General features: G+C 43.7%; 24 protein-coding genes. 17 read left to right on the top strand and 7 right to left on the bottom strand.

Annotation, left to right across the window (positions count from 1 at the left end; all coding sequences use genetic code 11):
- The first annotated feature begins 64 nt into the window (after positions 1-64).
- The 5 genes from ACTXGJ_RS01665 (at position 65) to tmk (ending at position 4,555) form a co-directional block, all read left to right on the top strand.
- The gene (locus tag ACTXGJ_RS01665; protein WP_443564891.1) at positions 65-313 is read left to right on the top strand and encodes a helix-turn-helix domain-containing protein; all 249 of its coding nucleotides are present in this window, start codon (positions 65-67) and stop codon (positions 311-313) included.
- Positions 300-1,139 carry a DNA adenine methylase gene (locus ACTXGJ_RS01670; protein WP_443564892.1) on the top strand — a complete coding sequence of 280 codons (840 nt, stop codon included), beginning with the start codon at positions 300-302 and terminating at the stop codon, positions 1,137-1,139. Before ACTXGJ_RS01665 ends, ACTXGJ_RS01670 begins: the two co-directional genes overlap by 14 nt.
- Complete coding sequence (locus tag ACTXGJ_RS01675) at positions 1,132-2,475, top strand: type II restriction enzyme (RefSeq protein WP_443564893.1); 1,344 nt, start codon at positions 1,132-1,134, stop codon at positions 2,473-2,475. Before ACTXGJ_RS01670 ends, ACTXGJ_RS01675 begins: the two co-directional genes overlap by 8 nt.
- 82 nt (positions 2,476-2,557) lie before the next feature.
- Entirely contained in the window at positions 2,558-3,850 is a 1,293-nt protein-coding gene (gene mltG, locus ACTXGJ_RS01680) for an endolytic transglycosylase MltG (RefSeq protein ID WP_443564894.1), read from the top strand.
- A gap of 63 nt (positions 3,851-3,913) precedes the next feature.
- Positions 3,914-4,555, top strand: a complete 642-nt coding sequence (tmk, locus tag ACTXGJ_RS01685) for a dTMP kinase (RefSeq protein WP_443564895.1) — start codon at positions 3,914-3,916, stop codon at positions 4,553-4,555.
- Between the two features lie 114 nt (positions 4,556-4,669).
- Here tmk and ACTXGJ_RS01690 read toward each other — a convergent pair whose 3' ends face one another.
- A complete protein-coding gene (locus ACTXGJ_RS01690; protein WP_439240428.1) occupies positions 4,670-6,922 on the bottom strand; it encodes a cation:proton antiporter in 2,253 nt (750 codons plus the stop codon).
- Between the two features lie 443 nt (positions 6,923-7,365).
- Here ACTXGJ_RS01690 and ACTXGJ_RS01695 point away from each other — a divergent pair, with 443 nt between their 5' ends.
- The 7 genes from ACTXGJ_RS01695 to cutA all read left to right on the top strand — a co-directional run bounded on the left by ACTXGJ_RS01695 (position 7,366) and on the right by cutA (position 13,995).
- Positions 7,366-8,805: a Do family serine endopeptidase gene (locus tag ACTXGJ_RS01695; RefSeq protein ID WP_439240426.1), complete on the top strand. Its 1,440-nt coding sequence runs from the start codon at positions 7,366-7,368 to the stop codon at positions 8,803-8,805.
- A gap of 88 nt (positions 8,806-8,893) precedes the next feature.
- Positions 8,894-10,204: a hypothetical protein gene (locus ACTXGJ_RS01700; RefSeq protein ID WP_443564896.1), complete on the top strand. Its 1,311-nt coding sequence runs from the start codon at positions 8,894-8,896 to the stop codon at positions 10,202-10,204.
- Between the two features lie 359 nt (positions 10,205-10,563).
- Entirely contained in the window at positions 10,564-11,469 is a 906-nt protein-coding gene (dapA, locus tag ACTXGJ_RS01705) for a 4-hydroxy-tetrahydrodipicolinate synthase (RefSeq protein ID WP_443564897.1), read from the top strand.
- A 120-nt stretch (positions 11,470-11,589) separates the two neighbouring features.
- Positions 11,590-11,925, top strand: a complete 336-nt coding sequence (locus ACTXGJ_RS01710; RefSeq protein ID WP_443564898.1) for a hypothetical protein — start codon at positions 11,590-11,592, stop codon at positions 11,923-11,925.
- A gap of 224 nt (positions 11,926-12,149) precedes the next feature.
- Positions 12,150-12,863: a phosphoribosylaminoimidazolesuccinocarboxamide synthase gene (gene purC / locus ACTXGJ_RS01715; protein ID WP_443564899.1), complete on the top strand. Its 714-nt coding sequence runs from the start codon at positions 12,150-12,152 to the stop codon at positions 12,861-12,863.
- Positions 12,864-13,011: 148 nt separating this feature from the next.
- Positions 13,012-13,659: a DNA-3-methyladenine glycosylase gene (locus ACTXGJ_RS01720; RefSeq protein WP_443564900.1), complete on the top strand. Its 648-nt coding sequence runs from the start codon at positions 13,012-13,014 to the stop codon at positions 13,657-13,659.
- Positions 13,660-13,683: 24 nt separating this feature from the next.
- Positions 13,684-13,995, top strand: a complete 312-nt coding sequence (cutA, locus tag ACTXGJ_RS01725) for a divalent cation tolerance protein CutA (RefSeq protein ID WP_439240414.1) — start codon at positions 13,684-13,686, stop codon at positions 13,993-13,995.
- 136 nt (positions 13,996-14,131) lie between these two features.
- Here the strand turns inward: cutA and ACTXGJ_RS01730 are convergent, their stop codons facing one another.
- Positions 14,132-14,761, bottom strand: coding sequence for a hypothetical protein (locus ACTXGJ_RS01730; RefSeq protein WP_439240412.1), 630 nt, complete (start codon positions 14,759-14,761; stop codon positions 14,132-14,134).
- A gap of 277 nt (positions 14,762-15,038) precedes the next feature.
- Here ACTXGJ_RS01730 and ACTXGJ_RS01735 point away from each other — a divergent pair, with 277 nt between their 5' ends.
- A complete protein-coding gene (locus tag ACTXGJ_RS01735; RefSeq protein WP_439240410.1) occupies positions 15,039-15,746 on the top strand; it encodes a ZIP family metal transporter in 708 nt (235 codons plus the stop codon).
- Positions 15,747-16,305: 559 nt separating this feature from the next.
- Here ACTXGJ_RS01735 and ACTXGJ_RS01740 read toward each other — a convergent pair.
- Positions 16,306-16,509: a CsbD family protein gene (locus ACTXGJ_RS01740; RefSeq protein ID WP_443564901.1), complete on the bottom strand. Its 204-nt coding sequence runs from the start codon at positions 16,507-16,509 to the stop codon at positions 16,306-16,308.
- A 573-nt stretch (positions 16,510-17,082) separates the two neighbouring features.
- Between ACTXGJ_RS01740 and ACTXGJ_RS01745 the strand changes: the two genes are divergently transcribed.
- Both ACTXGJ_RS01745 and ACTXGJ_RS01750 read left to right on the top strand, forming a co-directional pair.
- The gene (locus ACTXGJ_RS01745; RefSeq protein WP_443564902.1) at positions 17,083-17,805 is read left to right on the top strand and encodes a TetR/AcrR family transcriptional regulator; all 723 of its coding nucleotides are present in this window, start codon (positions 17,083-17,085) and stop codon (positions 17,803-17,805) included.
- An 86-nt stretch (positions 17,806-17,891) separates the two neighbouring features.
- A complete protein-coding gene (locus ACTXGJ_RS01750; RefSeq protein ID WP_443564903.1) occupies positions 17,892-20,084 on the top strand; it encodes a molybdopterin oxidoreductase family protein in 2,193 nt (730 codons plus the stop codon).
- Between the two features lie 99 nt (positions 20,085-20,183).
- On the opposite strand, the gene ACTXGJ_RS01755 is transcribed toward ACTXGJ_RS01750, so the two are convergent.
- Together ACTXGJ_RS01755 and ygfZ are read right to left on the bottom strand one after the other, a co-directional pair.
- Positions 20,184-21,512, bottom strand: a complete 1,329-nt coding sequence (locus ACTXGJ_RS01755) for a D-amino acid dehydrogenase (protein ID WP_443564904.1) — start codon at positions 21,510-21,512, stop codon at positions 20,184-20,186.
- Between the two features lie 102 nt (positions 21,513-21,614).
- Positions 21,615-22,385, bottom strand: a complete 771-nt coding sequence (ygfZ, locus tag ACTXGJ_RS01760) for a CAF17-like 4Fe-4S cluster assembly/insertion protein YgfZ (RefSeq protein ID WP_439240400.1) — start codon at positions 22,383-22,385, stop codon at positions 21,615-21,617.
- A gap of 292 nt (positions 22,386-22,677) precedes the next feature.
- Between ygfZ and ACTXGJ_RS01765 the strand changes: the two genes are divergently transcribed.
- Entirely contained in the window at positions 22,678-23,034 is a 357-nt protein-coding gene (locus tag ACTXGJ_RS01765) for a zinc ribbon domain-containing protein YjdM (RefSeq protein ID WP_443564905.1), read from the top strand.
- Positions 23,035-23,076: 42 nt separating this feature from the next.
- Here the strand turns inward: ACTXGJ_RS01765 and ACTXGJ_RS01770 are convergent, their stop codons facing one another.
- On the bottom strand, positions 23,077-23,469 hold the full coding sequence (locus ACTXGJ_RS01770) for a hypothetical protein (RefSeq protein ID WP_443564906.1): 393 nt from the start codon (positions 23,467-23,469) through the stop codon (positions 23,077-23,079).
- Between the two features lie 182 nt (positions 23,470-23,651).
- On the opposite strand from ACTXGJ_RS01770, the gene hemL reads away from it, so the two are divergent.
- Positions 23,652-24,953, top strand: coding sequence for a glutamate-1-semialdehyde 2,1-aminomutase (gene hemL, locus ACTXGJ_RS01775; RefSeq protein ID WP_439240394.1), 1,302 nt, complete (start codon positions 23,652-23,654; stop codon positions 24,951-24,953).
- Between the two features lie 136 nt (positions 24,954-25,089).
- Here the strand turns inward: hemL and ACTXGJ_RS01780 are convergent, their stop codons facing one another.
- Positions 25,090-25,428, bottom strand: a complete 339-nt coding sequence (locus ACTXGJ_RS01780; RefSeq protein WP_439240676.1) for an Mpo1-like protein — start codon at positions 25,426-25,428, stop codon at positions 25,090-25,092.
- Between the last annotated feature and the right edge of the window lie 407 nt (positions 25,429-25,835).

The raw sequence follows: 25,835 nt of genomic DNA on the forward strand, positions 1-25,835 counted from the left end.
TACAAACTGAATGTAATAACACTTATTGTGTGTATTAGGTTAACTAATTACTGAGAATAAAGCAATGAAAGAACCAGTTTTAATTAAATTTGGTCAGCGTATTCGTAATCTACGCAAAGAAAAGTCTCTCAATCAAGAACAGTTGGCTAAATTGACAGGGTTCCACCGCAATTACATTGGCATGATTGAGCGAGGAGAACGCAATCCTGCTTTAAAAAATATTCAAATATTTGCAGAAAAGTTTGAAGTTAGTTTGTCTGAACTATTTAATGATAATTTATTTATAAAAGAGGTCGAAAGTGGCGAAGAATAAGTTAGTAATGCCTTTCTTAAAATGGGTTGGTGGAAAGCGTCAGCTCATGACTGAGATTGAGCCTCTATTACCTAGTCGTATCTCAACTTACTATGAGCCGTTTGTTGGTGGAGGTGCTGTATTCCTGCATACACAACCAAAGAAGGCAGTCATCAATGACTTCAATTCTGAACTTATTAATGTTTATGAGACTATTAGGGATGACGTTGATTCATTAATTGAGCATTTAGCTACTCACGAAAATGAATCAGATTATTTTTATCAAATTAGAGGGTTAGATAGACAAGAAGGTTTTGATGAATTATCAAAGGTAGAGCGTGCTTCTCGCGTTATATACCTTAACAAAACTTGTTTTAATGGCCTTTATAGGGTGAACAGCTCAGGTGAGTTTAATACACCTTTTGGACGCTATAAAAATCCAAATATTATCAACGATACAGTATTAAAAGCAGTCAGTACTTACTTAAATAATGACAATATAAAATTTCTTAGTGGAGATTTTGAAGAGGCTATTAAGGGAGCACGTAAAGGGTCTTTTGTTTACTTTGATCCTCCGTATGATCCAATTTCTAAAAGTTCAAATTTTACAGGTTATGTCCAGGGTGGCTTTGGTAACGATGAACAGATAAGACTTAGAGACGCTTGTATCAAGTTAGATAAAAAAGGGATCAAATTTCTTCTATCGAATTCTGCAACTGATTTCATAAAAGATTTATATCAAGGCTTTGAAATAATTGAAGTGGGAGCTAGTCGTCATATCAATTCTGTAGGAAGTAAACGAGGTGAAGTAACAGAATTTTTAATAAGGAATTATAACTATGAGTAAGTCTGAAGGTAAGAATGATATAGCTTGGGAAAAGCTTTTTGAAGAAGACCAACTCATTAGTAGAATAGAAGCAGAAGGTGAATTCATTATTGACTCAAAAAGGATTAATAAGGTTAGAGAAGCTAGACTTATGACCAAGTTTGATTCTAGAGAAGACTTGCCGAGAATTTTTAAAGAAAATAAGTTGGCAATCTTGCCAATTAGCAGAGGGAGCTACAAAGTTGGGAAATTTGATATATTCCATAACTTTGAAGATTACGACACTCCTAAAAGAACGGATAGAATTCAAGAAAAGCAGTTTCCATCGTTTATTGAAACTATAGATCCCAACCTAATCAAAACTGAACCAACAGCAATATATTGTGCAAATCTATGTTCAATTTTAAGTAGTTTTACAGGATCAGAACAGCTACATAGTACGATAAGTGGTCGGATGGGTTCGGGAGACTTTGACTTTCAAATTCAGGAGTCGAATAAGCTTTTTGATTTTGAAGTGAGAGGATCTCAGATAGAAATTGATGCTGGTTATGAAAGCCATGATAGCGTTTATTTAGTAGAAGCCAAAAATACTTTGTCTAGAGATTTTGTAGTTAGACAGTTATATTATCCTTACAGAACTTGGCTCGATAGAATTACAACTAAAGAGATTAGGAACATCTATCTTACATATTCCAATGGTATCTTTTATATTAGAGAGTATATGTTTGAGGACATTCACAATCCTATGTCAATTAAATTACTCAATTCAAGTCGTTACTCAATAATAACTAAGGAATTAACAGTAGAGTATTTAAAAGAATTATTAAATAAAAATTTACCTAAGCTGGACAGTCAGGAAGCTCCTTTTCCTCAAGCAGATGACTTCAATAAGGTCGTCAATTTATGCGAAGAATTAGCTAAAAGGTACTCTAGTAGTTTGAGTGAAGATAGTGATGAGAATAGTGGAAATGTACTTCATAAGAAAGAAATAGCCGAAATTTACGATTTTGCAGGTAGACAAGCTGATTATTATGCTAATGCTGCAAAGTATCTAGGCTTAGTATCTATAGATAACGGGTATGTAAGTCTTACTAAGCTAGGACTGGAGGTAATACAGTTGCCATTAACTACGAAGCAAATCAAATTTGCTGAACTTATTCTTTCTTCCAAACCATTTGCTAAAGTATTAGATTTTTATATAAAGAATGCTGGCATTTTATCAATTGAAGATGTTCAGAGTATTGTAGAAGCATGTAAAATTCAAAACTTAAATTCAGAAACTGATACTTTTAAGAGAAGGTGTCTTACAGTTAAAAGTTGGGTTGAATGGATATTTACTCAAGTAAAAGAAAGCTAAAAGTATAAGTAACAAGCAAATACCATTGAAAAGCACACGGTTCAGTGCTAAATTCTAGCAAACTTCTGCCCTTTGAGTTGCCATGAGCACGCCGACCCCTGAAAACCCTGATAACAAGCCTAATGACAGCGCTTCTACTGATTCGACTCAGTCAAACCCTGAGATAGTCGACTCGTCACGAGTAGAGTCAACCTCTGAGCGTGACGCTACTGATGATCTAGACAAAGCGCCAGCGACAGACGTCTCCCTAATTAGTGGCGGCAGTAAACCGCGGCGCTACAAAAAAGACAATCCATCGTTTTTTATGCAGCGCGGCTATCAGATTTTGTTAGTGCTTGGGCTAATTGCCGCTTTTTTGCTAGTGATGGTGTATCAAACGTTATTTGGCCGTATCACTCAGCCTGCCCAAAAAGTTACTATTGAGCAGGGCGATACTTATTATGGCCTGCTACCGCAGTGGCAACAACAAATCCCGCTGTTCTCGGCTAGTATTGCCAAGCTCTACATCAAGTCGCAAGTCGATGCGCCGCTACACGCGGGTATCTATCCGCTGCCTGAGAACCCAACGATTGCAGAAGCCTTGCATATATTTGGTCAAGGCGCAAAAGTGGCGATGGTCAAAGTACAAGTCATCGAAGGCAAGACGGCAAGCGATCTGTATCAGAACTTGCGTGACAATGAAGGTATCGTCAAAGAAGTGCTAGTCGAGGGTGCAGATAATGCCAGTATCGCCAAAGCGCTGGACTTGGCTGGGATACTGCCAGAGTCGGTGACGACGAGCGATGATCCTATCGTCAACTACAATCTTGAAGGCTGGTTTACCCCAGATACTTATTATTACGGGGAAGGCGCAACCGACACCCAAGTCTTGACCGATTTGTACAAGCGTCAGCAGCAGGCTCTAACTGAAGCATGGGAGAATCGCGCGCCAGATCTGCCTTATGACAGCCCTTATCAAGCGCTGATTATGGCCTCTATTATTGAGAAAGAAACCAGCGTAGCCGATGAGCGCCCGCTGGTATCAGCGGTGTTCAATAATCGTTTAAAACAAAGCATGCGCCTGCAAACCGATCCAACGATTATCTATGGTATGGGTAGCCGCTACGATGGCAATATTCGCCGTAAAGATATCGATGAGAAGACCGGTTATAACACCTATCAAATCGACGGTTTACCGCCAACGCCAATCTCCTTGCCGTCGCCTGCCTCTATCGAAGCGACTTTGCATCCTGCTGATAGCGAGGCACTGTATTTTGTAGCGACGGGTACGGGCGGGCACAAATTTACCAATAGCTTGAGCGAACACAATAAAGCGGTGCAAGAGTATCTCAAGGCAATGCGTGAGAAAAAATCACAAACCCCACCTGGTGAGTAAAAACCACTCTCAATCAAGCTCAAATAAGTAGACAAATTGGCTTAGTATGATTTAAGGAATAATGTGACAACAACAGTAGGTCGGTTTATTAGTTTTGAAGGTACAGAAGGCGTTGGTAAGACCACAGCTATTGATGGCTTATGCCAGCGCTTGCAGGCCGCTGGTATCGACTACATACGTACCCGTGAGCCAGGCGGTAGCCCTTTTGCCGAGCGTCTACGCGAGATCTTGCTAGATCCGGCGACCGATATCAACGACGATACCGAGCTACTGCTATTATTCGCCGCGCGCGCGGATCATTTGCAGCGAGTAATCTTGCCAGCCTTGCAGCGCGGCGCTTGGGTGATTTGTGATCGCTTTACGGACTCGACCATTGCTTATCAAGGCTATGGCCGCGCCGATGGCGATAAGCGAGTTTTAGCAAAAATTGATAGTCTTATCGCGCTGTTTATCGCGCCTCTACCTGAGCTGACGTTATGGCTGGATTTGCCTGTGTTAGAAGGCATGGCCCGCGCCGGCAAACGTAGCGCGGCTGATCGCTTTGAACAGCAAGCCACGGAATTTTTCACCCGCGTTCATCATGGGTTTAGTACGCTTGCCGCGCAGTATCCTGAGCGGATTGAGCGTATCGATGCTAGCGGTCGCAGCGATGAAGTCGGTATGCGTGTTTGGCAAACTGTGCAAGCTCGCTTTGATTTAAACTAATCGCTTTTGTCAGGGCTTTTCTAAAGCAATGACTCAATAAAAACGCCAACTCAGATCAAGGAGTTGGCGTTTTTATTTGTGCTAGCTTTCAGCGAATAACAGTGTTAAGACTCGCTATTTATCAGTGCTATTATTACTACTGCTATCATTACTGCCAGGCAGACGATTGGGGTCGAGCGCTCCCGTTTTCGTCTTTGGCGCTCGTCCGCTGACGTTAGTACCAGTGTTAGTCTTGGTCGCGGCTTGGGCGTTATTCGCCTTTACGCCTTTAGCCACTGTGTCTTCTGCAGCTAAGGTAGTCGGTTTTACAGTGCTTTTATCAGAGATAGGGTCCGCCTTAGAGGCTTTATTGTCGTCGACTTGGGAAGCGGCGCTTTGCTCATTATTACCAGAACCGTTAGCGCTGGCGTTGTCAACGCCACCTTCTTTAACATCAGCCGTGTTCGCTTCTGTTGCACTATCAGTAGCAGCATCTTCTACTAACTCTTTTTCTTTACGTTTTTCAGGCGCTTTATAGCTGGCCTCAAAGTCTGCATCGGCTGCGGCGCGAGCTTGTTCTTGCTTGGCCGTGACGTCCACTGGTTTTGGCTTGATGCCATCATCAACCACTAAGGCGATAAGCTTACGATCACGTGGGACATTACCATCGAATTTATCAGTGATGACGTGCAGCTTACCTTCTTTATCGATAGTATAGAGCGGTACAAATTGCTTGTTATCGGCCTTATACTGCTCATAATTATAACTATCAGTGATATTAGTGATCTTAATCTTGGCTTTTTTGGAGATCATGCTCGCCAGCTTGGTATAAGTCACATCCTTGCCAAATAGCCACTGCGAGCTGAAGTTCGATTGTTTGTCATCGCGCTCGCTTTTGACTTTTTCTTCGCTGAATTTGAGACGATACAGCTTACGCTCACCGAATTCATGACGATAATGAATCTCAGATAAGGTGTTCATCTCTTTATCCATACTCATAGCGAACAGACGACCGATACCGATGAGATCGAGATGATGATCGGCATGATCTGAGATGGGATTGCCAAAATAAGTTCGCAGCCCGCTCATACGCGCTTTGGCAATATTAGTATAGTTGTTATGGGCGACGATGACATCAAAGCCTTGTTCTTTTAGAGATGTCGCTACTAACAGCGCAATGGGGTTAGAACCGACAATCAAGATACCGTTGGTCTCAGGCTCACGCACGCCTAATAAATTACCGACGAATTTGGCCCCTAAACCTTGAATCATTACCGTACCGATGATCACCATAAAGACTAATGGCACTAATAGCTCAACGCCTTGAATATCATACTCTTGTAATCGAATGGCAAATAAGGAGGAGATAGCGGCGGCTACGATACCGCGCGGACCAATCCAACTGATCATCAGCTTCTCATTAGTCTTTAGGTTGGAGCCAATAGAGGAAGCCCAAACCGAAAGCGGCCGCGCGACTAGCATCACAATCGCTAGTAATACTAAGCCTGCAAAACCGACACTGAGCAGACTGGAGAGCTCGACACGAGCGGCAAGGATAATAAAGAGCACAGATATCAGCAGTACCGTCAGCGACTCGTTGAACTCTAGTATGTTGTCGCGCGGGAATTTTGGCCAGTTGGCTAATGCCACACCTAAGACAGTCACCGTCAACAGTCCAGACTCATGCTCTAGATGGTTGGAGATCGAAAAAAGCACCAATACAAAAGCTAACGTAAAGACGTTGCGCAAAAACTCAGGTATCATATGGCGGCGCATTAAGAAGGCCAATACCCAAGCACCGACTAAGCCCAAAGCGGTAGCCAATACGACAATTTTGGCAAATAAGAGAATGCTGTTGGCTTGTCCACCTGAGATGATGTATTCATAGACCAAGACTACGGCGATGGCGCCAATAGGGTCGATAATGATGCCTTCCCACTTTAGAATATTGGAGATGGTCTTATTGGGACGAACGCTACGTAATAGTGGCATGATCACTGTCGGCCCAGTCACACAAACGAGCGCACCGAAGAGTAAAGCGATCAGCGGATCGACATCGAATAGTAAATAGGTTGAGAGCGCAACGATGGCGATAGTAATAACCACACCTACCGACACTAGCATCTGTACGACCGTGCCATGCTGTTTGATTTCATCAAACTCTAAGGTCAAAGAGCCTTCAAATAGAATGATGGCCACCCCCAAAGAGATAAAGGGGAACATCAGCTCGCCTAGTACCAAATCAGGATCGAAAATACCAAGGATAGGTCCAACGATAATGCCAATTAATAATAAAAACAAAATGGACGGTTGCTTTAAGTACCAAGCTAGCCATTGGGCGGCGATGCCGACGCCAACTACGCCAGATAGTAATAGGGCGGTATCCATAAATTAATCCTTTTTATAAACCTGTCACATATCACAGATTAGCGTCGGTTTAATAATGCTATAAAGCGCTAATGAGGTTTTATTTTAAAGTTAAATTTTAGCCTGACCACTTCATGACGGTCATAGCAAATATCAAAGGATGATAGCTGACTTTTGTTTGCCGTAGATAGTATTCGGTTTATCATAATAGCATGATTTTATTTCAGTTGTATCAGCACGCTACCAAGCTGACGGTCATTCTTTAGTCATAAAAGTACTTATGGCTTAGACAACTAGAATAATGACTCAGCAAGAGACTGACAGACAATACTCAGACGACACTCAGACGACACTGTTATTAACGTTAAAATTACCTCATACTAATAGGAGTTTTCATGCCAATAAGTTGATATTGAGCATAAAAACCGCAAATAATAATATAAAGTTAGCATAAGGGGAAGAATATGCAGGGGCAAATGGCCGATTATAACCTCAAATATTGGTGGCAGCGCAGCTTACTAGCCGTAGCGATAGGGGTCGGCGCTGCTACTTTGAGTCCCTTGATGGTTACTCCTGCCCAAGCCGCGGTCGCTAGTACGGACTTCTCAGATTTAGTACAGCAAGTGACACCAGGGGTAGCTCGGGTCAACGTGACGACCAATATCAGCGATGAGGAGCTGGCCCAAGCGCAAACCGCAGAGCTGCTACGTCAGTTCTTTGGTGATCGCGTGCGTCTCCCAGACCGGCCGCCCACACCCGCTATCGAAAACGCCTATGGTACCGGGTTTTTTGTCACTACTGATGGTTATATGCTGACCAATCATCACGTCGTTGAGGGGGCCGATAAGATTACTGTGACTCTCAATGATCGCACTGAGTTAGATGCGGTGTTAGTGGGTAGTGATGAGCGCTCAGATGTTGCGGTGCTAAAGGTGAAGGGCAGTCAGTTTCCTGCTTTGAGTATTGGCGATTCCAATCTGTTAAAAGTGGGTGAGCCTGTACTCGCAATAGGCTCGCCCTTTGGGTTTGACTACTCTGCTTCAGCGGGTATCGTTAGTGCCAAGTCGCGTAGCTTTTCGCGGGAGACTAGCGTACCGTTTATTCAGACGGATGTAGCACTCAACCCTGGAAACTCCGGTGGCCCGCTCTTCAATCAACGCGGAGAGGTCATCGGTATCAACTCGCGTATCTTTAGTGGTACTGGCGGCTACATGGGACTATCGTTCTCTATCCCAATGAATGCGGCAATGGATATCTATGAGCAGCTCAAAACCAATGGCGAGGTGACTCGTGCTTATTTAGGCATCTATCCGCAGGATATCGATCGCAACTTAGCAGAAGTTTATAAGTTATCGCGGCCACAAGGTGCCTTATTGACCCGAGTCTCGCCAGACTCGCCAGCGCAAAGAGCCGGACTCAAAACTGGTGATATTATATTGCAGTATAATGAGGTGCAGATTATACGCGCCGATGATTTACTGAACTTACTGAACCGCGCGCGTCCAGATGATTCTTTTCAAGTTCAAATCCAGCGTGAGGGTAAGCGCTTGATGTTGACCGGCAAGCTCAGCCGTGCGCCGGGTGATGTGCAAGCGCAGAGCCGCGATAAGCAGAACAATGAGGTACAGCTAGGCCTACGTCTACGCGACTTGACCACCGATGAGCAAGCACAGTTTGCCTCAGAAAGTCAGGTTGGTGTCTTAGTGACAGCCGTTGATCCTACTGGCTTAGCCGCAAGATCTGGCATTATGGCTGGTGACATCGTCACTAATCTGCACCAAAAACCGATTAAGACTGTGACTGACTTTACTAGCGCTATCTCCTCACTACCTAAGCAAGGCGTAGTGACTATCGAGGTTGTGCGTCAAGGCATTCCCGCTATTATCGGTCTGCGTATAGAATAGGGCTTGTTTATCACCGTTATAGCCTTTTATAATGACCGATTTTATAAAAGGAGCGCATAATTTTAGTGCGCTTCACAGATAGGTAACCATGACTGAGCCATTACTCACCACTTTGACGACGACGGCGGCGGCACTACTGCTAGCGTATATAGTGCTGTGGTCTTGGCTACAAACCTTTAATGCCAATCCTACCAAGCGCTTTTTCGCTATTTGGCTAAAATTGATATTGTATTACGCCGCTTACACTATGCCGTTTTGGGCGGTGCTCACGGTAGTCGGTTGGACTTATGGTTTGACGCCAAAGCTGATGGGGTTAACGACTTCAGCTGTGTTATTTATTCTAGCTGCTATGGCGCTGTACTTTTATACCGTCGTGGTACAGCCCAATCGTCTGCGCCTGCATCATCAGGCGGTTGATTTAAGCCTAGATAAGCCTTTGACAGTAGCGGTGCTGGCGGATCTACGTATTGGACTATATAGCGGCAAGCCTCGACATATCCGTAAGCTGATTACTACTATCAATGAGTTGTCGGTGGATGCGGTATTGATTACCGGTGACTGGCTTTATTATCCAGGTGCCGACTTAGTAGGGCAGATGATGTTATTTAAAGGGGTCAATAAGCCCATTTATACCGTTATGAGCATCTCAGATCTACGTTACCAATCGATGAATACCACTAAGCAAGGTAAGCCTTTATTAGAAGATACCTTAGCAAGCGCTTTTGATGTCTTGGACGTTACCTATATAGGTCAGCAGTGCTGGCCGCTACCGACCCAAAACACAACCCTTGATCAAAAGCAAAGAATAGTCGGCGCTGAAGCGAGTCTAGCTATGCTATGCGGCTGGCAAGACTTGCCGAATCAGGCTACCAAACAGGCCAGCGCTGAGGTCAATAAAATGCAGGAAGTCGCCACAGAGACAGACGCGCCTTTAGATTGTTACCATAAAGTCAAAAAACACGACGCTACTCGCTTGCTAGATGACAAAATCCCTAGTAGAACAGAGCTGAGCAAAAAAGAGCTTAGCCAAGAGGTTATCGTGACTGCTAATAAAGCTGAGCTTTGCGAAGAGATCAGAAGAGCACAGCGACCAGTCGTTATTTTAGCCTCACGCTTCGATAGTATCACCGATCTGCCTAATGACTTGCAGCCAAGGCCGCTACTGATAGCAGGCGCGGCCAAAAAAGCGAAGTCAAAAGCGTTAACCCGTGAACAACGCCGATCGGTAGCTACTGATGAGAATAGCCAAACCGTCTTTAGCACTTTTAACAGTAAATTCAGTAAACGCGGCTTATATCAGCATGGTAGTGCGCAAGTATTTGTCAGTAGCGGTATCGGTACTCGCAGCTTACCGTTTCGCTTATACCGCCCGACTATCGATGTGTTGACGATTCGTTAATACAGGATGAAACCTAAGGTTAGGTACTTTATTATCTTCGAAGGTTTACGCTAGAATTGGCTTATAAATAGTGTCTTAAGCCTGCTCTCGATAGTTTACGTAGATGGCTTGAGTCTATCCTAGACAGAAAAGATAATGATTAAAGCGGGTTACTGCTATAAATTGTCCTAGCGTGCGACTCATAAGTGGGGCCGCCGCTAATTGACAGCTAGTAGCTCAAGCAAAATATGCTACACTATCGGGCATTTAATTATACGTGCAGCTCGTAGTAGCTATAAACCAAAAATACGCTCAAAAGCTAACGTTTCCTTTATATAAAATTGATAATATTACCGCAAAAAAAACAGTAAGGCATGGTTATGAGTACAGCATACGACGATATCAAAACCCAATTACAAGGCTCAATGGTAGCCTTAGTCACGCCTATGCATCCTGACGGTAAGGTCGATTATAAACGTCTAGCAGACCTCATAGATTGGCAAATCGAGCAGGGCACGCATTGCTTAGTAGCGGTAGGAACCACTGGTGAGTCGGCCACCTTATCCGTACCTGAGCATAGCGAGGTGATTCGCTTCTTCGTCAAGCACGTTGATGGTCGTATCCCTGTGATTGCTGGCACCGGCGCTAACAGTACCGATGAGGCTATCAAACTTACTCAAGAAGCCTACGACGCTGGCGCCGACTGTGCACTACTTGTGGCGCCTTACTATAATAAGCCGCCACAAGAAGGTTTATATCAACATTATAAAACTATCGCTAAAGCAGTTGATATTCCGCAGATGCTCTATAACGTACCAGGGCGTACCGTTGTCGATATCGCTCAAGAAACCGTTGAGCGCTTAGCAGACATTGATAACATTGTCGCTATCAAAGATGCGACAGGCTCAGTTGGGCGCGGTGAGCAGCTTATCAAAGCCGTTAGCGATAGATTAGTAGTCTTGTCTGGCGATGACGGTACCGCGCTTGATCTCATGAAAGTCGGCGCCAAAGGCAATATTTCAGTCACCGCCAATGTCGCACCAAAAGCGATGAGCGAGACTTTCGCAGCCGCCTTACGTGGTGATTTTACCGCCGCCAAAGCCGCTCATGACGTCATCGAACATCTGCACCGTGATTTATTTATTGAGTCCAGTCCTATCCCTGCCAAATACGCGCTACATAAAATGGGTATGATAGATAAAGGGATTCGCTTGCCCCTCGTTTGGCTAGCGGAGTCGCATCACGCGACCATCGATAAAGCCTTGGTAAAAGCAAACTTGATCTAATATCTAAGCACGAGCTAATATCTAAGCATCAGTACAAACGCACATTTAATGCTAGAATTTAGTCAACACCTAAGCATAATCACCAATGAGCGCCAACGCTTAAGACAATACAGAGACAATATGATGAAAACATCATTAAACATCACAAAATTGAATATCTCTAAAATCGCTCCTGCTATGCTGGCGGTTATTTTAGGGAGCACTTTAGTCCTCAGCGGTTGCCAGTCTCTAAAAGAGTTCGTGGGAAAACGTGATAATGGTAGCTTGGACTATCAGCAAAGCCAAAAGCTTAAACCGTTACAACTGCCTGCCGATGCACAAACAGCGCCATTCGTGCCTCTATATCCGACTCCAAACGCAGGGGTTAATACGCTGAATTTAGAAAACGAAGCGGGCAAGCAATATCAATTACCAAAACCTCAGCGCACTGTGGCTACTACCACGGCTACTGAATAGACCATTTTTTACTTTAATAGCATCTAAATAGTCTGTTCAAAATAGTAAATGCGTCAAACGTTTAGCGTGCTGTTGCTATAAGCCTTTGCCGGGCTGTCATCGTTCAGTGCAGCAGCGCTTAGGTTTTATAGTTAGTATGGCAGCTGCACTTATTCTTTATACTTTGAACCGGCTAATATTCTTTTAGATGTCTTATATAAGTTTGCAAGAACAGGATTCTTATCATGCAAAAACAACAACTTTTATATAAAGGTAAAGCCAAATCAGTCTATGAGACTGAAGATAACGATCTGCTGATTCTGCATTTTCGTGATGATACCTCAGCGTTAGATGGCAAGCGTATTGAACAGCTAGCGCGTAAGGGTGAAGTCAATAACCGCTTTAATAGCTTTATTATGCAAAAGCTAACCGAAGCTGGCATTGAGACACATTTTGAGCAGCAGCTGTCTAGCGATGAGGTGCTCGTCAAACGCATGGATATGCTGCCCGTTGAATGTGTGGTGCGTAACTATGCCGCCGGTAGTCTAGTGCGCCGCTTGGGCTTGGAAGAAGGGCAAGCGCTCACGCCGCCGACCTTTGAGCTGTTTTATAAAGACGACGCGCTAGGCGATCCGATGGTGAATGAGTCTCTAGCCGTCACTTTGGACTGGGCAACCGACGAGCAACTTGCCAAGATGAAAGCCTTAAGCTATCAAGTTAATGAGGTACTAAAAGCGCTGTTTGATCAAGGCGATTTGATCTTAGTGGATTTTAAATTAGAATTTGGCGTCTTTCATGATCGTATCGTCTTAGGGGATGAGTTCTCACCCGATGGCTGCCGTATCTGGGACAAAACCACTAAGAAGAAGCTCGATAAAGACCGCTTCCGTCAGTCTCTAGGCGATGTGATTGAAGGCTACGAAGAAGTGGCTCGCCGTATTGGGGTACCTTTAGACTAAACTGTAAATAGCAGTTCTATAACAAAACTGAGCCGCGCGCTCAGTTTTTTTATGCAAAATTTTACTTAAATGTTCTTAAGATGCGACCGTTATCTTGGCTATATTGCTTATACTAAAAGCTATCATTTAATTCGGATCAAATTTTATCATGTCCAAAGCGAAGACGATCCCAGTTATCCTAGAGCCTTCTTGGTTTGCTCGGCCGACTTGTGTGGTCGCAGCGGATTTGATTGGCAAAGTGTTATGCCGACGAATAACCGACACGGATAACGTGCAAAAAACATTACGCGTGCGCATTACTGAGACCGAAGCTTATATAGGGTATGAAGATGAATCAGTTACCGCGCACTTAGCCAAAGGCAAAAAAGGCAATTCGCTAGCCGACATCATGTACGTTGAGGGCGGCGTGTTTTACGTTTATCTGACTTATGGGGTACATTTGATGCTCAATTTAGTCAGTGGTGCTGCTGAGTCTCCAGAGTCGGTGTTGATACGAGCCGGATTTCTAGCTGAGGATAGCGAGCGTTTGCTTGAAGAGCGAAATTTAAGTTCTGATAAGCAGCTCTCTTATATCAAGCAGTTCGCTGGTCCAGGAAAATTAAGTAAACGTTTGCAAATTGACCGTGCGTTATACGGTGCACCAATTGCGCCTGAGTCTGGTGTTTGGGTCGAAGATGATGGTTGTTTGCCGTCAGTGTCATTGCGACCGCGCATCGGTATCGATTACGCAGGGGAGGCGGCAGACTGGCTATTGCGTTATGTATGGGCGGATCATCCGTCACTATCAAAAAAATAGGCTGATATAAAATAAGGATGCATCATGTATAAACTTACCGTTTTTATTCCTGATGAAGCGTTAGAGGATGTTAAAGCCGCGCTATTCGCTGCAGGGGCGGGTACTATCGGTAACTATCAGCACTGCGGCTGGCAAGTACAAGGTCAAGGGCAGTTTATGCCAATGGCGGGTAGCAATCCGCATCTTGGTAGTCAAAATAATATTGAAAAAGTCGATGAGTGGCGCGTCGAGATGGTGGTTAAGACGTCAGTGATAGAAGAGGTGATTAAAGCCTTAAAACAAGCGCATCCTTATGAAACCCCTGCTTATGATGTCATTGAAGTATTGAATTTTTAGCTATTAAAATGACTTAACGGACATAAAAAAAAGGGTCAAACAAAAGCTAAGCGCTTATATCTGACCCTCAGCATCAAGACTGTATGTATAACAGCGATGCGAAAGCGTATCACTCTACTATTGCTCAGCGTGCTCATCAATCCTTTTCTATCTTAATGACATTTAGATTTGGATAGCTGAGCAGAATCTCATAATCTTGTGAGCCTTTTTTAGCCTCGATCTCGAATACGCCGCGATTGTTTCTCTCATCGAGTTCGATATCCTTAACACGGTACCCCATAGCAGTTACCTTTCTAATAGCGCGCTGTCTAACCGCCGAATAGCGACTTTCTTGTTTTATTCTATCTTCGACATCATCGTAGCGCTTATTGTTTTTATATTTTTTATTGCCTTTTTTATGATCCTTATCTCGCCACACGTCATCCCATTGTTTTTTATTTGAATTGAGCAGCTTTAAGTTAGGATAGGAGTAAGTAAGCTCATAAGCCTGATTGTTCTTTTTTGCATAGGCTTTAATCACTCGCTTACCGCGATAAGTGTCAGGCCTGATATCCATTAACTGATAGCCTTGACGGCGTAGGTCTTTACGCAGCTCTTGTTTAGCGCGATTATAGTTAACGTTTTTATAGCCATCATTGCCCTGATATATCGGTTGATTATTATAGCCTGGACTAGCAACCGTACAACCAGCCGACACGCCAAACAACGTCAAAACAAGACTTGCTGAGAGTAGTTTTTTAAGTGGGAGAGTAGAGAGTGTTTTCATATTTTAAGCTCCTAAACCTGATAGTAGCGACTTTATTCATATCGCTTGAAAAATATTTTTGAAATATTTTCTTACATCATCATAGTAAGTCGCAAAACCTGTTAGTAGATGTCTTTTAAGTCAGCAAGTTGTAAGCAATGCAACAGCTTGAGTAATTAGTGAGAGCTTTTAGTTATAACAGTATTGCTAAGTAGTGTTTTTTTCGCTAAAACTATTTTAGAGCAAGCCTAATCATCAGGTGAATAATCCTAATAGGACATTGTAGGAAATATTAGTTATGCTATTCAAGCTCATTTTATATTCAGGCTTCGCCGGAGCGACGGTATTTATCGGCGGATTATTGGCCAATTTGTTTAATCATCACGTCAAAGATAGTCCCATCAAATACGAGATTACTCATACTCTGATGTCGTTTGGCGCGGGAATTATATTATCGGCATTAGCGCTAGTGTTAGTGCCAAAGGGTATGGAGGAGCTTAGTGTTTGGGGTGTGATAGGCTCGTTCTTACTAGGCGCGATAGTCTTTATGGCTATTGATTATCGTTTGGCAAATTCGGGCGGGCGACAAGCGACTTTACTGGCGATGCTGATGGACTTTATTCCTGAATCAATCGCTCTTGGCGCAGTATTCGCTATTGAGCCGCAAATGGCTGCCTTATTAGCAGTATTTATCGGCTTACAAAATTTGCCTGAGTCTTTTAACTCTTTTCGCGACTTAGTACAAAGCGGTTTTAGTGTCAAAAATACCTTAGCTATCTTCTTTGTATTAAGCTTCTTTGGCATACTATCGGCGCTAGCAGGTCATTTTTTATTGAGTAAACATCCTGATTTAACCGCTCATCTAATGACCTTTGCCAGTGGCGGTATCTTATATCTGCTGATTCAAGATATTATTCCTGAGAGTAAACTCGCTAAAAACTATCTGACACCGCTAGGTGCAACGTTAGGATTTTTAGTAGGAATCGTTGGTGAGATGCTGCTCTGACAAAGTAAATCGCTTTCTTTATTTAGACCTAGATTTTACCTTGTAAGCATATGCTTACAAGCATTGACGTTAACGCCTCTTAACAAGACAATTACATTTGGGCATTATAGTCACACGGCATCAGGGAATGTGACTCAAGGATTGAGTTAACCGAATTAGGGATAATATTTCAGTAATTTAAGTCAGGATGACCAGAATTAGTGAAGTAAGGATACATGACCCATGCTGATGGCAGAAATGCTGGTAGCTAGTTGTATTTAGAGCAGGATGCTCTGCTATCACGCTATACTCGATGTGCTGCAAGGATGCAGTGGAATGAGTTGTGATAGGTAACAAGGATAGTTAACGATAAGACCGCATAACAATGATTGTTATGCGGTCTTATAGTATCTGAATTATGGTTTTTAATTCATTATTTTCTAACTGTATTTAGCAAAGAGTCAAAATATCTTCGTAAGTTAACACTGGCATATCAAAAACCGTACTGGCTACGCCAATACGGTTTAAATCTAAATTATTTACTTAAAAACGATTTAATTGTAATTAGTAAATTTACTTATTAGTAATTATTCTCACGGCGCCAGTCGTCCACCTCGCGTTCAGCGGCGTCTTTGCTATGACCATAGCGCTCTTGCACACGGCCTACTAATTTATCACGGCTACCTTCAATGTGAGTTAAATCATCATCAGTTAAATCCGCCCATTTCTGCTTTACTGAGCCTTTCATCTGATTCCATTCGCCTTTGAGAGTATGTTCATTCATAGTGATTATCCTTGTATTAGCGGCTAATTTGGTAAAATAAAAGTCCTTCTGCTTACCTGTTTTTATAATATAGCCGATTAATGAATTTATATTCTCTAGCATTTGATGTACTGCTACTAAGCTGAGCAGTTAATCAATAACTAGTGATTTCCACTATATAAATTATCGCTCGCACTGTCTGTATTAACGGTGTTTTTAGTGTTGCTCAACGACAATAGAAACCATAAATTTATTATGGCTATGTAACCTTTGTAAGGATAAGCAAAAATTAGAATAAAACGTACATCTACATAGCTCATTATCTCAGTGAGGTATAGGATATGGCACATATAAGATTTAGCTATTTTAAGTCAGTTTATTACTTTGCTAGATAATATCGTTTTATAGAGCCCAACCCTCTTTGAATTTTCATGGCACCCTTCTGGCAGCCCTACTTAATCCACCGCTAGCTTATTCATCCAATCTGATAATCAGAAAAATTAAATAATAGACAGACAGCTTAAATGACTATAATCTTATAGTTGAGATATTCGTTAGGTATGAAGATAATAAATAAAGGGCCAGTCTTTGAAAGTGAAACAAATAATTGATGATGTAGATGGTAAGGAAGAGGGGTGTGAAGAAGCGACTGACGCATCACCGCGCAACCTTGCCAAGGCTAAGACGCGTAAAGCGATAATGCAAAGTGCCTTGCATCTGTATAGTACTGAAGGCAGCGCTGGCATGAGTATGAATAAAGTCGCTAAAGGCGCGGGAATTGCGCAGCCGAGTTTTTATAATCATTTTGCGAGTTTAGATGAGTTGCAACAACAGCTAAGCGCGCAGCTCAAGGACAATTATCTCTCGCCCATACGCGCTGCTTGGATAACCATGATTAAAGATTATGCTTGGCTCAATGAAACCCAATTCAATCAGCGCTGTGAGCAGTGTCTCACTCATATCTTTGATGCCGCCTTTATCAATATTAACTTATTCCAGCGCTTGAATGAGAATCGTCTGCGCTTGAGTCCTAGTACTGAAACTCAGTTGTCGGCAAATAGCGGTTTAGGGCAGTTAATCAATGAGATTCAAGAAGAGTGGACGCAGATATTCATTGAAGGTTTGACACTATCTGACTGTGATTTTTTGGAATCTGAAGTCAATCTATGTGTCGATATTGCGGCGGCGCAAGTCCATGAGCTGATATTAGGCTGCCATCAACAGCGTTATACTCGAGCACAAGCTATTACTGTTTTATGTCAAAACTTAAATGCTTTATTCACACGTTTTTGGCAAAAAGAGAGCTTTTTAAAATAACTTGTTTAGAATAAATTTTAAAGAAAATTATAAACGGAATTTTTTAGCTGAGGCTATAAGCGCTAAAACAACAAGGAAGCAAAACTATGAGCAAGCTAAAGACAAAATCAACCGAGCAAACCCACTTTAGAACCTGTAACTTGTGTGAAGCGATGTGCGGTATCGTCGTCAAGCATGACGGCGAAAAAGTACTGTCTATCAAAGGCGATAAAGAGGATCCGTTCTCGCAAGGCTATATCTGTCCGAAAGCAACCGCCTTGCAAGATTTGCACGAAGATCCTGATCGCTTGCGTCATCCTGTCGAGCGCACCGCTGATGGCTGGAAAAAGATCAGTTGGGAAGAAGCGTTAGATAAAGTCGCCGCAGGTATACAGTCGGTGCAAAAAAAGTATGGCAACAACGCTTTTGGGGTCTATCTAGGCAATCCTAACGTGCATAACTTGGGCGGTATGCTGACTATTAAGCATTTACTTGGTAGCATAAAAACGCGTAGTCGCTTTTCGGCTACCTCTATCGATCAGCTACCGCATCATATTATTAGCTTGCATCTCTTCGGTCACATGCTGCGTATTCCTGTGCCTGACGTCAATCGCACTCAGCACATGCTGATCATCGGCGGTAATCCGCTAGCCTCTAACGGCAGTATCATGACCGCGGCTAATATGCGCCAGAAACTAAAAGATATCAAAGCTCGCGCTGGCAAAGTGGTGGTCATCGATCCAAGGCGTACAGAAACTGCTGATATTGCTAGCGAGCATCATTTTATTCGTCCTGCGACCGACGTATTATTGCTATTAGCGATGCTCAATGAGATCTACGCGCAGGGTTATGCTAAGAAATCACTAGCTAATAATAGAGCAGCGGATTTGGCACCAGAGATTGAGCGTATGGCAGATTTTGCCAAAGGCTATAGCGCGGAATCCGTCGCTAGTATTACCGGTATCGCAGCTTCAGAGATCAAGCGCTTGGTGAAAGAGTTCTGCGAAGCCGAAAGTTCAGTTTGTTATAGCCGTATGGGCGTCTCGGTGCAAGAGTTTGGCTTATTAAGTCAGTATCTAGTGATGATTATCAATATCGTCGCGGGTCGCTTGGATGAAGTGGGCGGCTTGATGTTCCCTAATCCTGCGGTCAACGTGGTGCAAAATACCGGTCCCGGTTATCTGGGTAAACGTCATAGCCGCGTCAGTAATCTACCTGACTTCAACGGCGAGTATCCCGTAGTGGCTATGGCGGATGAGATGCTAGTAGAAGGAGAAGGGCAGCTCAAAGGTTTTATGTGTGTCGCGGGTAATCCAGTACTGAGTACTCCTAATGGCGAGAAGCTAGATAAAGCGTTTGAGAATTTAGAATTTATGGTGTCGTTTGACTATTATGTGACGGAGACTAGCCGTCATGCCAATATTATCCTGCCGCCAGTCTCTTCCTTAGAGCGTGATCATTACGATGTCACTTTTAATGGGTTTGCCACCCATAATGTTGCCAAATATTCGCCTGTGCTATTTACAAAGCCTAAAGACGCTAAGCACGATTGGCAAATATATTTAGAGCTAGCTGAGCGTTTGGATAAAAAAGCGCCGCTAGCGACCAAAATTGAGCGTAAACTCATCCAAAAGCTAGGGCCACAGTTTGTGCTCGATCAAGGCCTGCGCCGTGGCCCTTATTATGGTCTCACTCTGCGCAAGCTTAAAAAATACCCTCACGGTATGGATTTAGGGCCGCTAAAACCCATGCTGCCAGAAGCGATCAAGCACAAAGATCAGCAAATTAATCTCAATGTTGATTTTTATCAAGCCGATCTTGCGCGGGTAAGGGATGTAATGGCTAGCTATGACGATAGCCAGATTTTACTGATTGGGCGTCGTCATGTGCGCAGCAATAACTCTTGGCTACACAACAGTCATCGCCTAACCAAAGGCAAATCGCGCTGTACGTTGATGCTGCATCCTGATACCGCAAAAGCTTATGATATCGAAGAGGGTCAACAAGTCAAAGTCACCTCGCGTGTTGGTGAAGTCATTATCGCCGCTGAGGTCACCGATGAGCTGATGCCAGGCGTGGTTAGCATTCCGCACGGCTTCGGTCATGGTCGCAAAGGCGTCAAACAAAAAATCGCTCAGGCTAATGCTGGCGTTAGTGTCAATGATTTAACCGATGATACTCTCATCGATAAGTTAAGTGGCAATGCAGCAGTGAATGGCGTACCTGTGACTTTGCAAGCGCTCGCGTCTACCCGAGAAGATAATGAGATAAATAGAGTTAAAGATAAAGTAGTGGCTTAAATTTTATGTAGAACGCTACTGACACTAAATCAAAAAAAGACGCTTATTTAAGATAAGCGTCTTTTTTTGTCATTCCTCATAAACGGTTTTTATAAAATATTAGCGCCTATTAATACCAACAAAATCAAATTTCACCTTTGGCTTTTCATTTTGCATCAGCAGGCTAATGGCTTTAGCTGAGCCACAAGCGTGTGTCCAACCCAACGTACCATGCCCGGTATTGAGCCATAAATTATCAAAAGTTGCCTCGCTATTTTGGCTACCGTGACGGACTTGACCTAAATGCGCGCGACCTATTAGTGGTACATTCGATGGCGTCATAGGACGCAGGCCTGTCCAGTACTCAGCCGAGTTAGCGATAATACCTTTCGGGAAAATCTGCTGTACGCGCTCAGTAATGGCTTTACAGCGCGTCATATTCAGATCCATATTATAGCCATTAAATTCTGCGGTGCCAGCCACGCGTAACTTATCGCCAAGTCGTGACATGACTAGCTTGTACTCATCATCGATTAGGCTAATAAAGGGCGCTAAATGCGGCGCGCGCGGATTGACGCGGTAAGTGGCTGAGTAGCCTTTGGCTGGGAAAATTGGCAGATGAATATCTAGAGGTTTTAGCAAAGGCACACTATAACTACCCAAAGCGATCACAAAGCTATCCGCGCTAAAAGTCTGCGCATTTTCGCCAGCAGGGCGAACAGTAATACTATGCACATGTGGATGATTAGAATGAGCATCGGCGTTCAAAGCCAGAATCTCAGTATCATATAGGAAGTTGACGCCTGCTTGCTCGCACTTGGTCGCTAAACGCTGGGTAAAGAGATGGGCGTTGCCAGACTCATCGCGACTAGTATAAGTCGCGCCAATAAGCTTGTGCGCGATAGGGTAAAGCGCTGGCTCGAGACTGGCGGCAGTATTGATATCGATAAAGTAGCGCTCACAGCCAAGCTCCTGCATGCGCTCGGTCGGTGCAACCGCGTCATCGAACTCCGATTGGCTCGTATAAAAATGCATGATACCGCGCGTTTGCTGCTCGTACTCAATATCGATATTGCGTCTGAGTTGCTGCAGCGCCGCGCGTGAATAAAGCCCTAAATTAACCATTTGCACTAGATTGGCATCGGCACGATCGGCACGGCATTCCGCTAAAAACTGCATCGCCCATTTCAGCTGGGCTTTGTCGGCGCGCAAACGGTAAAGCAGCGGTGCATCTTCGCGGAACAGCCATTTGAGCGCTTTAAGCGGCGCTTTAGGGTTGGCCCAAGGGGTGGCATGAGAGACTGAGATTTGTCCGCCATTAGCAAAAGACGTTTGCATACCAGCGGCCGACTCGCGCTCGATCACTGTAACTTTATAGCCTGCCTTTTGCAGATACCAAGCGGTCGTCACACCTACCACTCCAGCTCCGAGTACCGCGATATGGCTCATAAGTAAAAGTCTCTAGTGGGCTATGGTTTTTAGGGTAGCTTTTTATAGCAGTACAGCGGCAGTAGTGATATCAAACTTTTTATACTAACCTTTAATCCATAACTACTGCGGACGCGCAACGTCAGCTTGCAAGGCAGTTGGTAGATCCAAAATAGTCATCTCGCTCTCTGCTAACTGCTCTGGACGCGCGACTACTAAAGCTTCAAAGCCACTATCGCCATTGCCTGCTGCTATAGCATTGACCACTTGAATCTTGCCAAGTTTTTCGCCTGCTGTTGGCGTATCGCCTGTACCTTTTACATAATGAAGAAAAGCTTTAGGTGCCGCTTTAAAATAAATACGAGCGATGACTTCTTGACCTAAATAGCAGCCTTTATCATAGTCCATACCGCCGCGTTGATGCAGACGCAGCTCTTGCGGTTGAAACTGACCTTGCGTCGCCGCTACTATCCAGTAGTTACCCGTAGCAATACTTGCTTGCATCCAAGCCTGTGTCTCATCGGCAGTGTTATGCTCTTCTTTATGACTAAAGGTAGGCTCATCGGCTACGATACAAGGGTAAATCGGTGATGGCGCGCTAGTTTCTAACTTAAAAAAAGCACCGTACTTTTTTAAATGCGCTTGTAGAGACTCGGCACAATCGGTGCTGAGGACCAAATCAAACTGATTCTCGTCCTGTTTTTTTATCCAAAGACCAAAATCAATACGCCCTTTAATATTACTAATAGCAGTAGGCTGAAAGCTAAGACCGATTTTGGTGACGTCAGAGGTGACTTGGCCTTGCAAGAATTTCTCTGCATCTTCACCTTGCATCGTTAGTTGGGTAAATGTAGGCAGCTGACTATGATCAGATAAGAAAGTAGCGTCACTCATTGGTATTCCTATTATAATTTTTGATTGATGAGGTTTGAATTATTCGCATGATTTGAAGTATTCGCATGACTAGTTAAAAGGCTTAAGAAGAGTAGCATAAAAACTTAGCTCAAAAAAACATAATGAGTACCTTTTACATTGGGTATTATCAGTGTTTTTCAAGCCAAACGAATACGGGCGATCATTGGTCAAAGATGATGACTTACGCTACAATGAGCACTAGACAGATGACTTTATATTCTATTAATAATACGCCCAGTATTGTGGCGGTCATATCGCTAATGAGAGAATTATGAGCTTACCCAATTGTCCTAAATGTGATGCGGATTATACTTATGAAGATGGTGCGCTATTGGTTTGCCCCATGTGTGCTCATGAGTGGACGGCTGCAGAAGCGGATGCTGCTGAGACTCAGGCAGAAGAAGACAGCATCGTCCGTGACGCTGTCGGTAATGCGTTGCAAGATGGCGATGCGGTGACCGTCATCCGCGATTTAAAAGTTAAAGGCTCGTCAACGTCCATCAAAGTCGGCACTAAAGTTAAAAGTATTCGTCTGCTTGATGATCCCGTAGACGGACACGATATTGACTGTAAGGTCGATGGTTTTGGGCAAATGAAGCTCAAATCCTCCGTTGTGAAAAAAGCTTAATTCTCTGCTCTTTTAGTTAGTAGTCAATAAAGATAGCTTAATCTAAGCAGTGATTTTACCAAGCTTTAATAAGCGTGAGTTGATCGAGCCTCTAGTGCGCCCATGCTGCGTCATTAGTACGCTAATAGCGTCGCCGTTATCAAAAGCCTCGGCTAATCGCTGGTCTTCATCATCGCTCCAAGGGGTTCCGGCATTAGCAGGTAATTTGGCTCGGCGCTCATCCGTTTTGATCTGATTACGTAGGGCGGGGATAGCCGTTTGTAGCGCTCTGTGGATATCGCTATCTAAGCACAAATGCTTATCGCTGAGCGGCTCATCTGATAGAGGATGAATGCCGTCGATAAGTTTTTGGATAATGGTTATCGCCTCGTAGTCCTTCATAGGAATGGCTTCTGGCGCTGACGTTGTATTAAGGTTATTAGCATTAGCAGACATAGCGAATAACTCCATTATCGATTTATGTTTATTATTGCTCATACTACCTGTTAATGAGTCTGATAGGAAATAAATCGTTTATAAACAAAACTTATCTAAAACCTTTTCTTGTAATGCCTTCTAAGTAAGCCAAAACCAAGCAAGACTAAAAATGAACTTCAATAAAATAATAGAGACTAATTATGAGTACTAAAAACGAACAACTCTTCGCCCAAGCCCGCAAACATATTCCTGGTGGTGTCAACTCGCCAGTCCGCGCTTTTGCAGGAGTAGGCGGTACGCCGGTGTTTATGCACAAGGCTTCTGGCAGCAAGATTTACGATACCGAGGACAACGCTTACATCGACTATATCGGTTCATGGGGGCCGATGATCTTAGGGCATGCGCATCCCAAAGTGATCGACGCGGTCAAAAAAGCGGCCGATGATGGTTTAAGTTTTGGGACGCCAACGCCGTTTGAAACTACTGTCGCGGATAAAATCTGCGACATCGTGCCGAGCGTTGAGATGGTTCGCATGACCAGCTCAGGCACTGAGGCGACGATGAGCGCCATCCGTCTGGCACGTGGCTATACGGGTCGTGACAATATCGTCAAGTTCGAGGGCTGCTATCATGGGCATTCTGACAGCTTATTGGTCAAGGCGGGCTCTGGTATGCTCGATATCGGTGAACCGACCTCGAAGGGCGTGCCTGCTGACTTTGCTAAGCACACCATTACTTTGCCTTATAATGATCCACAAGCGATCAAAGACTGCTTTGAGAAATGGGGCGATACTATTGCTTGCGTTATCGTTGAGCCGATCGCGGGTAATATGAATATGGTCATTCCTGAGCAAACCTTTCATGACACTTTACGCCAAGAGTGCAGCGCTAATGGCGCAGTGCTTATCTTTGATGAAGTGATGACGGGCTTTCGTGTTGGTCTGGGCGGGGCACAGGCGCATTTCGGTATTGAGCCGGACTTAACATGCTTTGGTAAAATTATCGGTGCAGGTCTACCGGTAGGCGCTTTCGGCGGTAAGCGTGAGATTATGGAATGTATCGCACCGATGGGCGGTGTCTATCAAGCGGGTACTTTATCGGGTAATCCACTGGCTATGCGTGCGGGTATTGCGATGTTTGAAGATCTAACCGTTGATGGTTTTTATGACGAGTTAGCCGCTAAAGTCGATCAGCTAGTCGATGGTATCCAGGCAGCAGCTGATAAGCACGGTATTCACCTGCGCACCAATAAACTGGGCGGCATGTTCGGTATTTTCTTTGTCAAAGACAGCGACACCCCAACGCCGCTTAACTTCGATGACGTGACCGCTTGCGATATGGATACATTCAATACTTTCTTCCACGGTATGCTAGATCGCGGTATCTACTTAGCGCCTTCTGCTTATGAAGCGGGCTTTATGTCGATTAAGCATAGCAGCGATGATTTGGATAAGTCGATAAAAGCCGCTGATGAGATCTTTGCAGAAATGGCAAAGGCATAAATGCATATAGTACGAGTAAATTTTAAGCTATACAGTAGCCGGCACTAACGGCATATCCTGAGGCTAAAAAGAAGCCAACATCGTTAAAGGTGTTGGCTTCTTTTGCTTTTAAGGTATTATGTGCTAGCAGCAGTCATTACTTCGCGCGCTTATCGTATTTGATATCTCTCAAGCTCAAGTTACCGCGCAGTACGTCAGTATACATACGAAAATCGCTAGCGAAACTTTTTAGAGGAAACTTAAAAGAGGCCGGTTTGTTTTTTTCAAAGAAAAAATGGCCAACCCAAGCACAGCCGTAGCCTGCGGCAATACCTTTGAGCAGAGGCTTAGGCGATCGGGTCTGTATGGACTTTGCTAGTCCTAGTAGACCAAAACTGCTACCAGCAAAGTGCAAACGGCGACAAGCCATGTTTTGATGCTCTTCTAAATAAAAGTCATAAAAATTTTGTTGCGCCTTACGCTTAGTTTCTGTCATTTCTTGACGACTTTGATTAGCTAGATGCTGATCAGTGCTAGCCGCGTTGCTATTATTAACGGTTTGGGTATCCTGTCGAGTAGTCATAGTAGCTTCCTTTGCTAAAATTACTTTATTAAAATTATTGTTAGGCTTTGGTTAATCGCCAATTCGATAATATAGGTTGATATTTGAACTTAAGTTCTTGTTATCTATCGTATATTGCTGAATTTAAATGTAGCAAATACTTCTTAGCAATACCAGCGTTAAGCATTACTTGAAAGTCAGTTTTACACAACCTTTCGGTAAAGGTTTACATTGTTTGCTAGGATTTGGCATAAATGCTTTAATAAGCACTTTTATTTATAGCGCTATTTATCACTAGCGTTTGCTAACCCTTTTTATGCTAACTTAATATTAGTATTTAT

The sequence above is a fragment of the Psychrobacter sp. 1Y11 genome, assembly GCF_052259045.1.
GTDB lineage: Bacteria > Pseudomonadota > Gammaproteobacteria > Pseudomonadales > Moraxellaceae > Psychrobacter.

Coding starts and splice junctions, on each gene's coding strand:
- dapA (WP_443564897.1), top strand. CDS start 10,564: ATGAGTACAGCATACGACGATATCAAAACCCAATTACAAGGCTCAATG.
- ACTXGJ_RS01730 (WP_439240412.1), bottom strand. CDS start 14,761: ATGAAAACACTCTCTACTCTCCCACTTAAAAAACTACTCTCAGCAAGT.
- purC (WP_443564899.1), top strand. CDS start 12,150: ATGCAAAAACAACAACTTTTATATAAAGGTAAAGCCAAATCAGTCTAT.
- ACTXGJ_RS01765 (WP_443564905.1), top strand. CDS start 22,678: ATGAGCTTACCCAATTGTCCTAAATGTGATGCGGATTATACTTATGAA.
- ACTXGJ_RS01770 (WP_443564906.1), bottom strand. CDS start 23,469: ATGTCTGCTAATGCTAATAACCTTAATACAACGTCAGCGCCAGAAGCC.
- hemL (WP_439240394.1), top strand. CDS start 23,652: ATGAGTACTAAAAACGAACAACTCTTCGCCCAAGCCCGCAAACATATT.
- ACTXGJ_RS01740 (WP_443564901.1), bottom strand. CDS start 16,509: ATGAATGAACATACTCTCAAAGGCGAATGGAATCAGATGAAAGGCTCA.
- ACTXGJ_RS01755 (WP_443564904.1), bottom strand. CDS start 21,512: ATGAGCCATATCGCGGTACTCGGAGCTGGAGTGGTAGGTGTGACGACC.
- ACTXGJ_RS01710 (WP_443564898.1), top strand. CDS start 11,590: ATGATGAAAACATCATTAAACATCACAAAATTGAATATCTCTAAAATC.
- cutA (WP_439240414.1), top strand. CDS start 13,684: ATGTATAAACTTACCGTTTTTATTCCTGATGAAGCGTTAGAGGATGTT.
- ACTXGJ_RS01700 (WP_443564896.1), top strand. CDS start 8,894: ATGACTGAGCCATTACTCACCACTTTGACGACGACGGCGGCGGCACTA.
- ACTXGJ_RS01750 (WP_443564903.1), top strand. CDS start 17,892: ATGAGCAAGCTAAAGACAAAATCAACCGAGCAAACCCACTTTAGAACC.
- ACTXGJ_RS01665 (WP_443564891.1), top strand. CDS start 65: ATGAAAGAACCAGTTTTAATTAAATTTGGTCAGCGTATTCGTAATCTA.
- ACTXGJ_RS01695 (WP_439240426.1), top strand. CDS start 7,366: ATGCAGGGGCAAATGGCCGATTATAACCTCAAATATTGGTGGCAGCGC.
- ACTXGJ_RS01720 (WP_443564900.1), top strand. CDS start 13,012: ATGTCCAAAGCGAAGACGATCCCAGTTATCCTAGAGCCTTCTTGGTTT.
- ACTXGJ_RS01675 (WP_443564893.1), top strand. CDS start 1,132: ATGAGTAAGTCTGAAGGTAAGAATGATATAGCTTGGGAAAAGCTTTTT.
- mltG (WP_443564894.1), top strand. CDS start 2,558: ATGAGCACGCCGACCCCTGAAAACCCTGATAACAAGCCTAATGACAGC.
- ygfZ (WP_439240400.1), bottom strand. CDS start 22,385: ATGAGTGACGCTACTTTCTTATCTGATCATAGTCAGCTGCCTACATTT.
- ACTXGJ_RS01735 (WP_439240410.1), top strand. CDS start 15,039: ATGCTATTCAAGCTCATTTTATATTCAGGCTTCGCCGGAGCGACGGTA.
- ACTXGJ_RS01690 (WP_439240428.1), bottom strand. CDS start 6,922: ATGGATACCGCCCTATTACTATCTGGCGTAGTTGGCGTCGGCATCGCC.
- ACTXGJ_RS01780 (WP_439240676.1), bottom strand. CDS start 25,428: ATGACAGAAACTAAGCGTAAGGCGCAACAAAATTTTTATGACTTTTAT.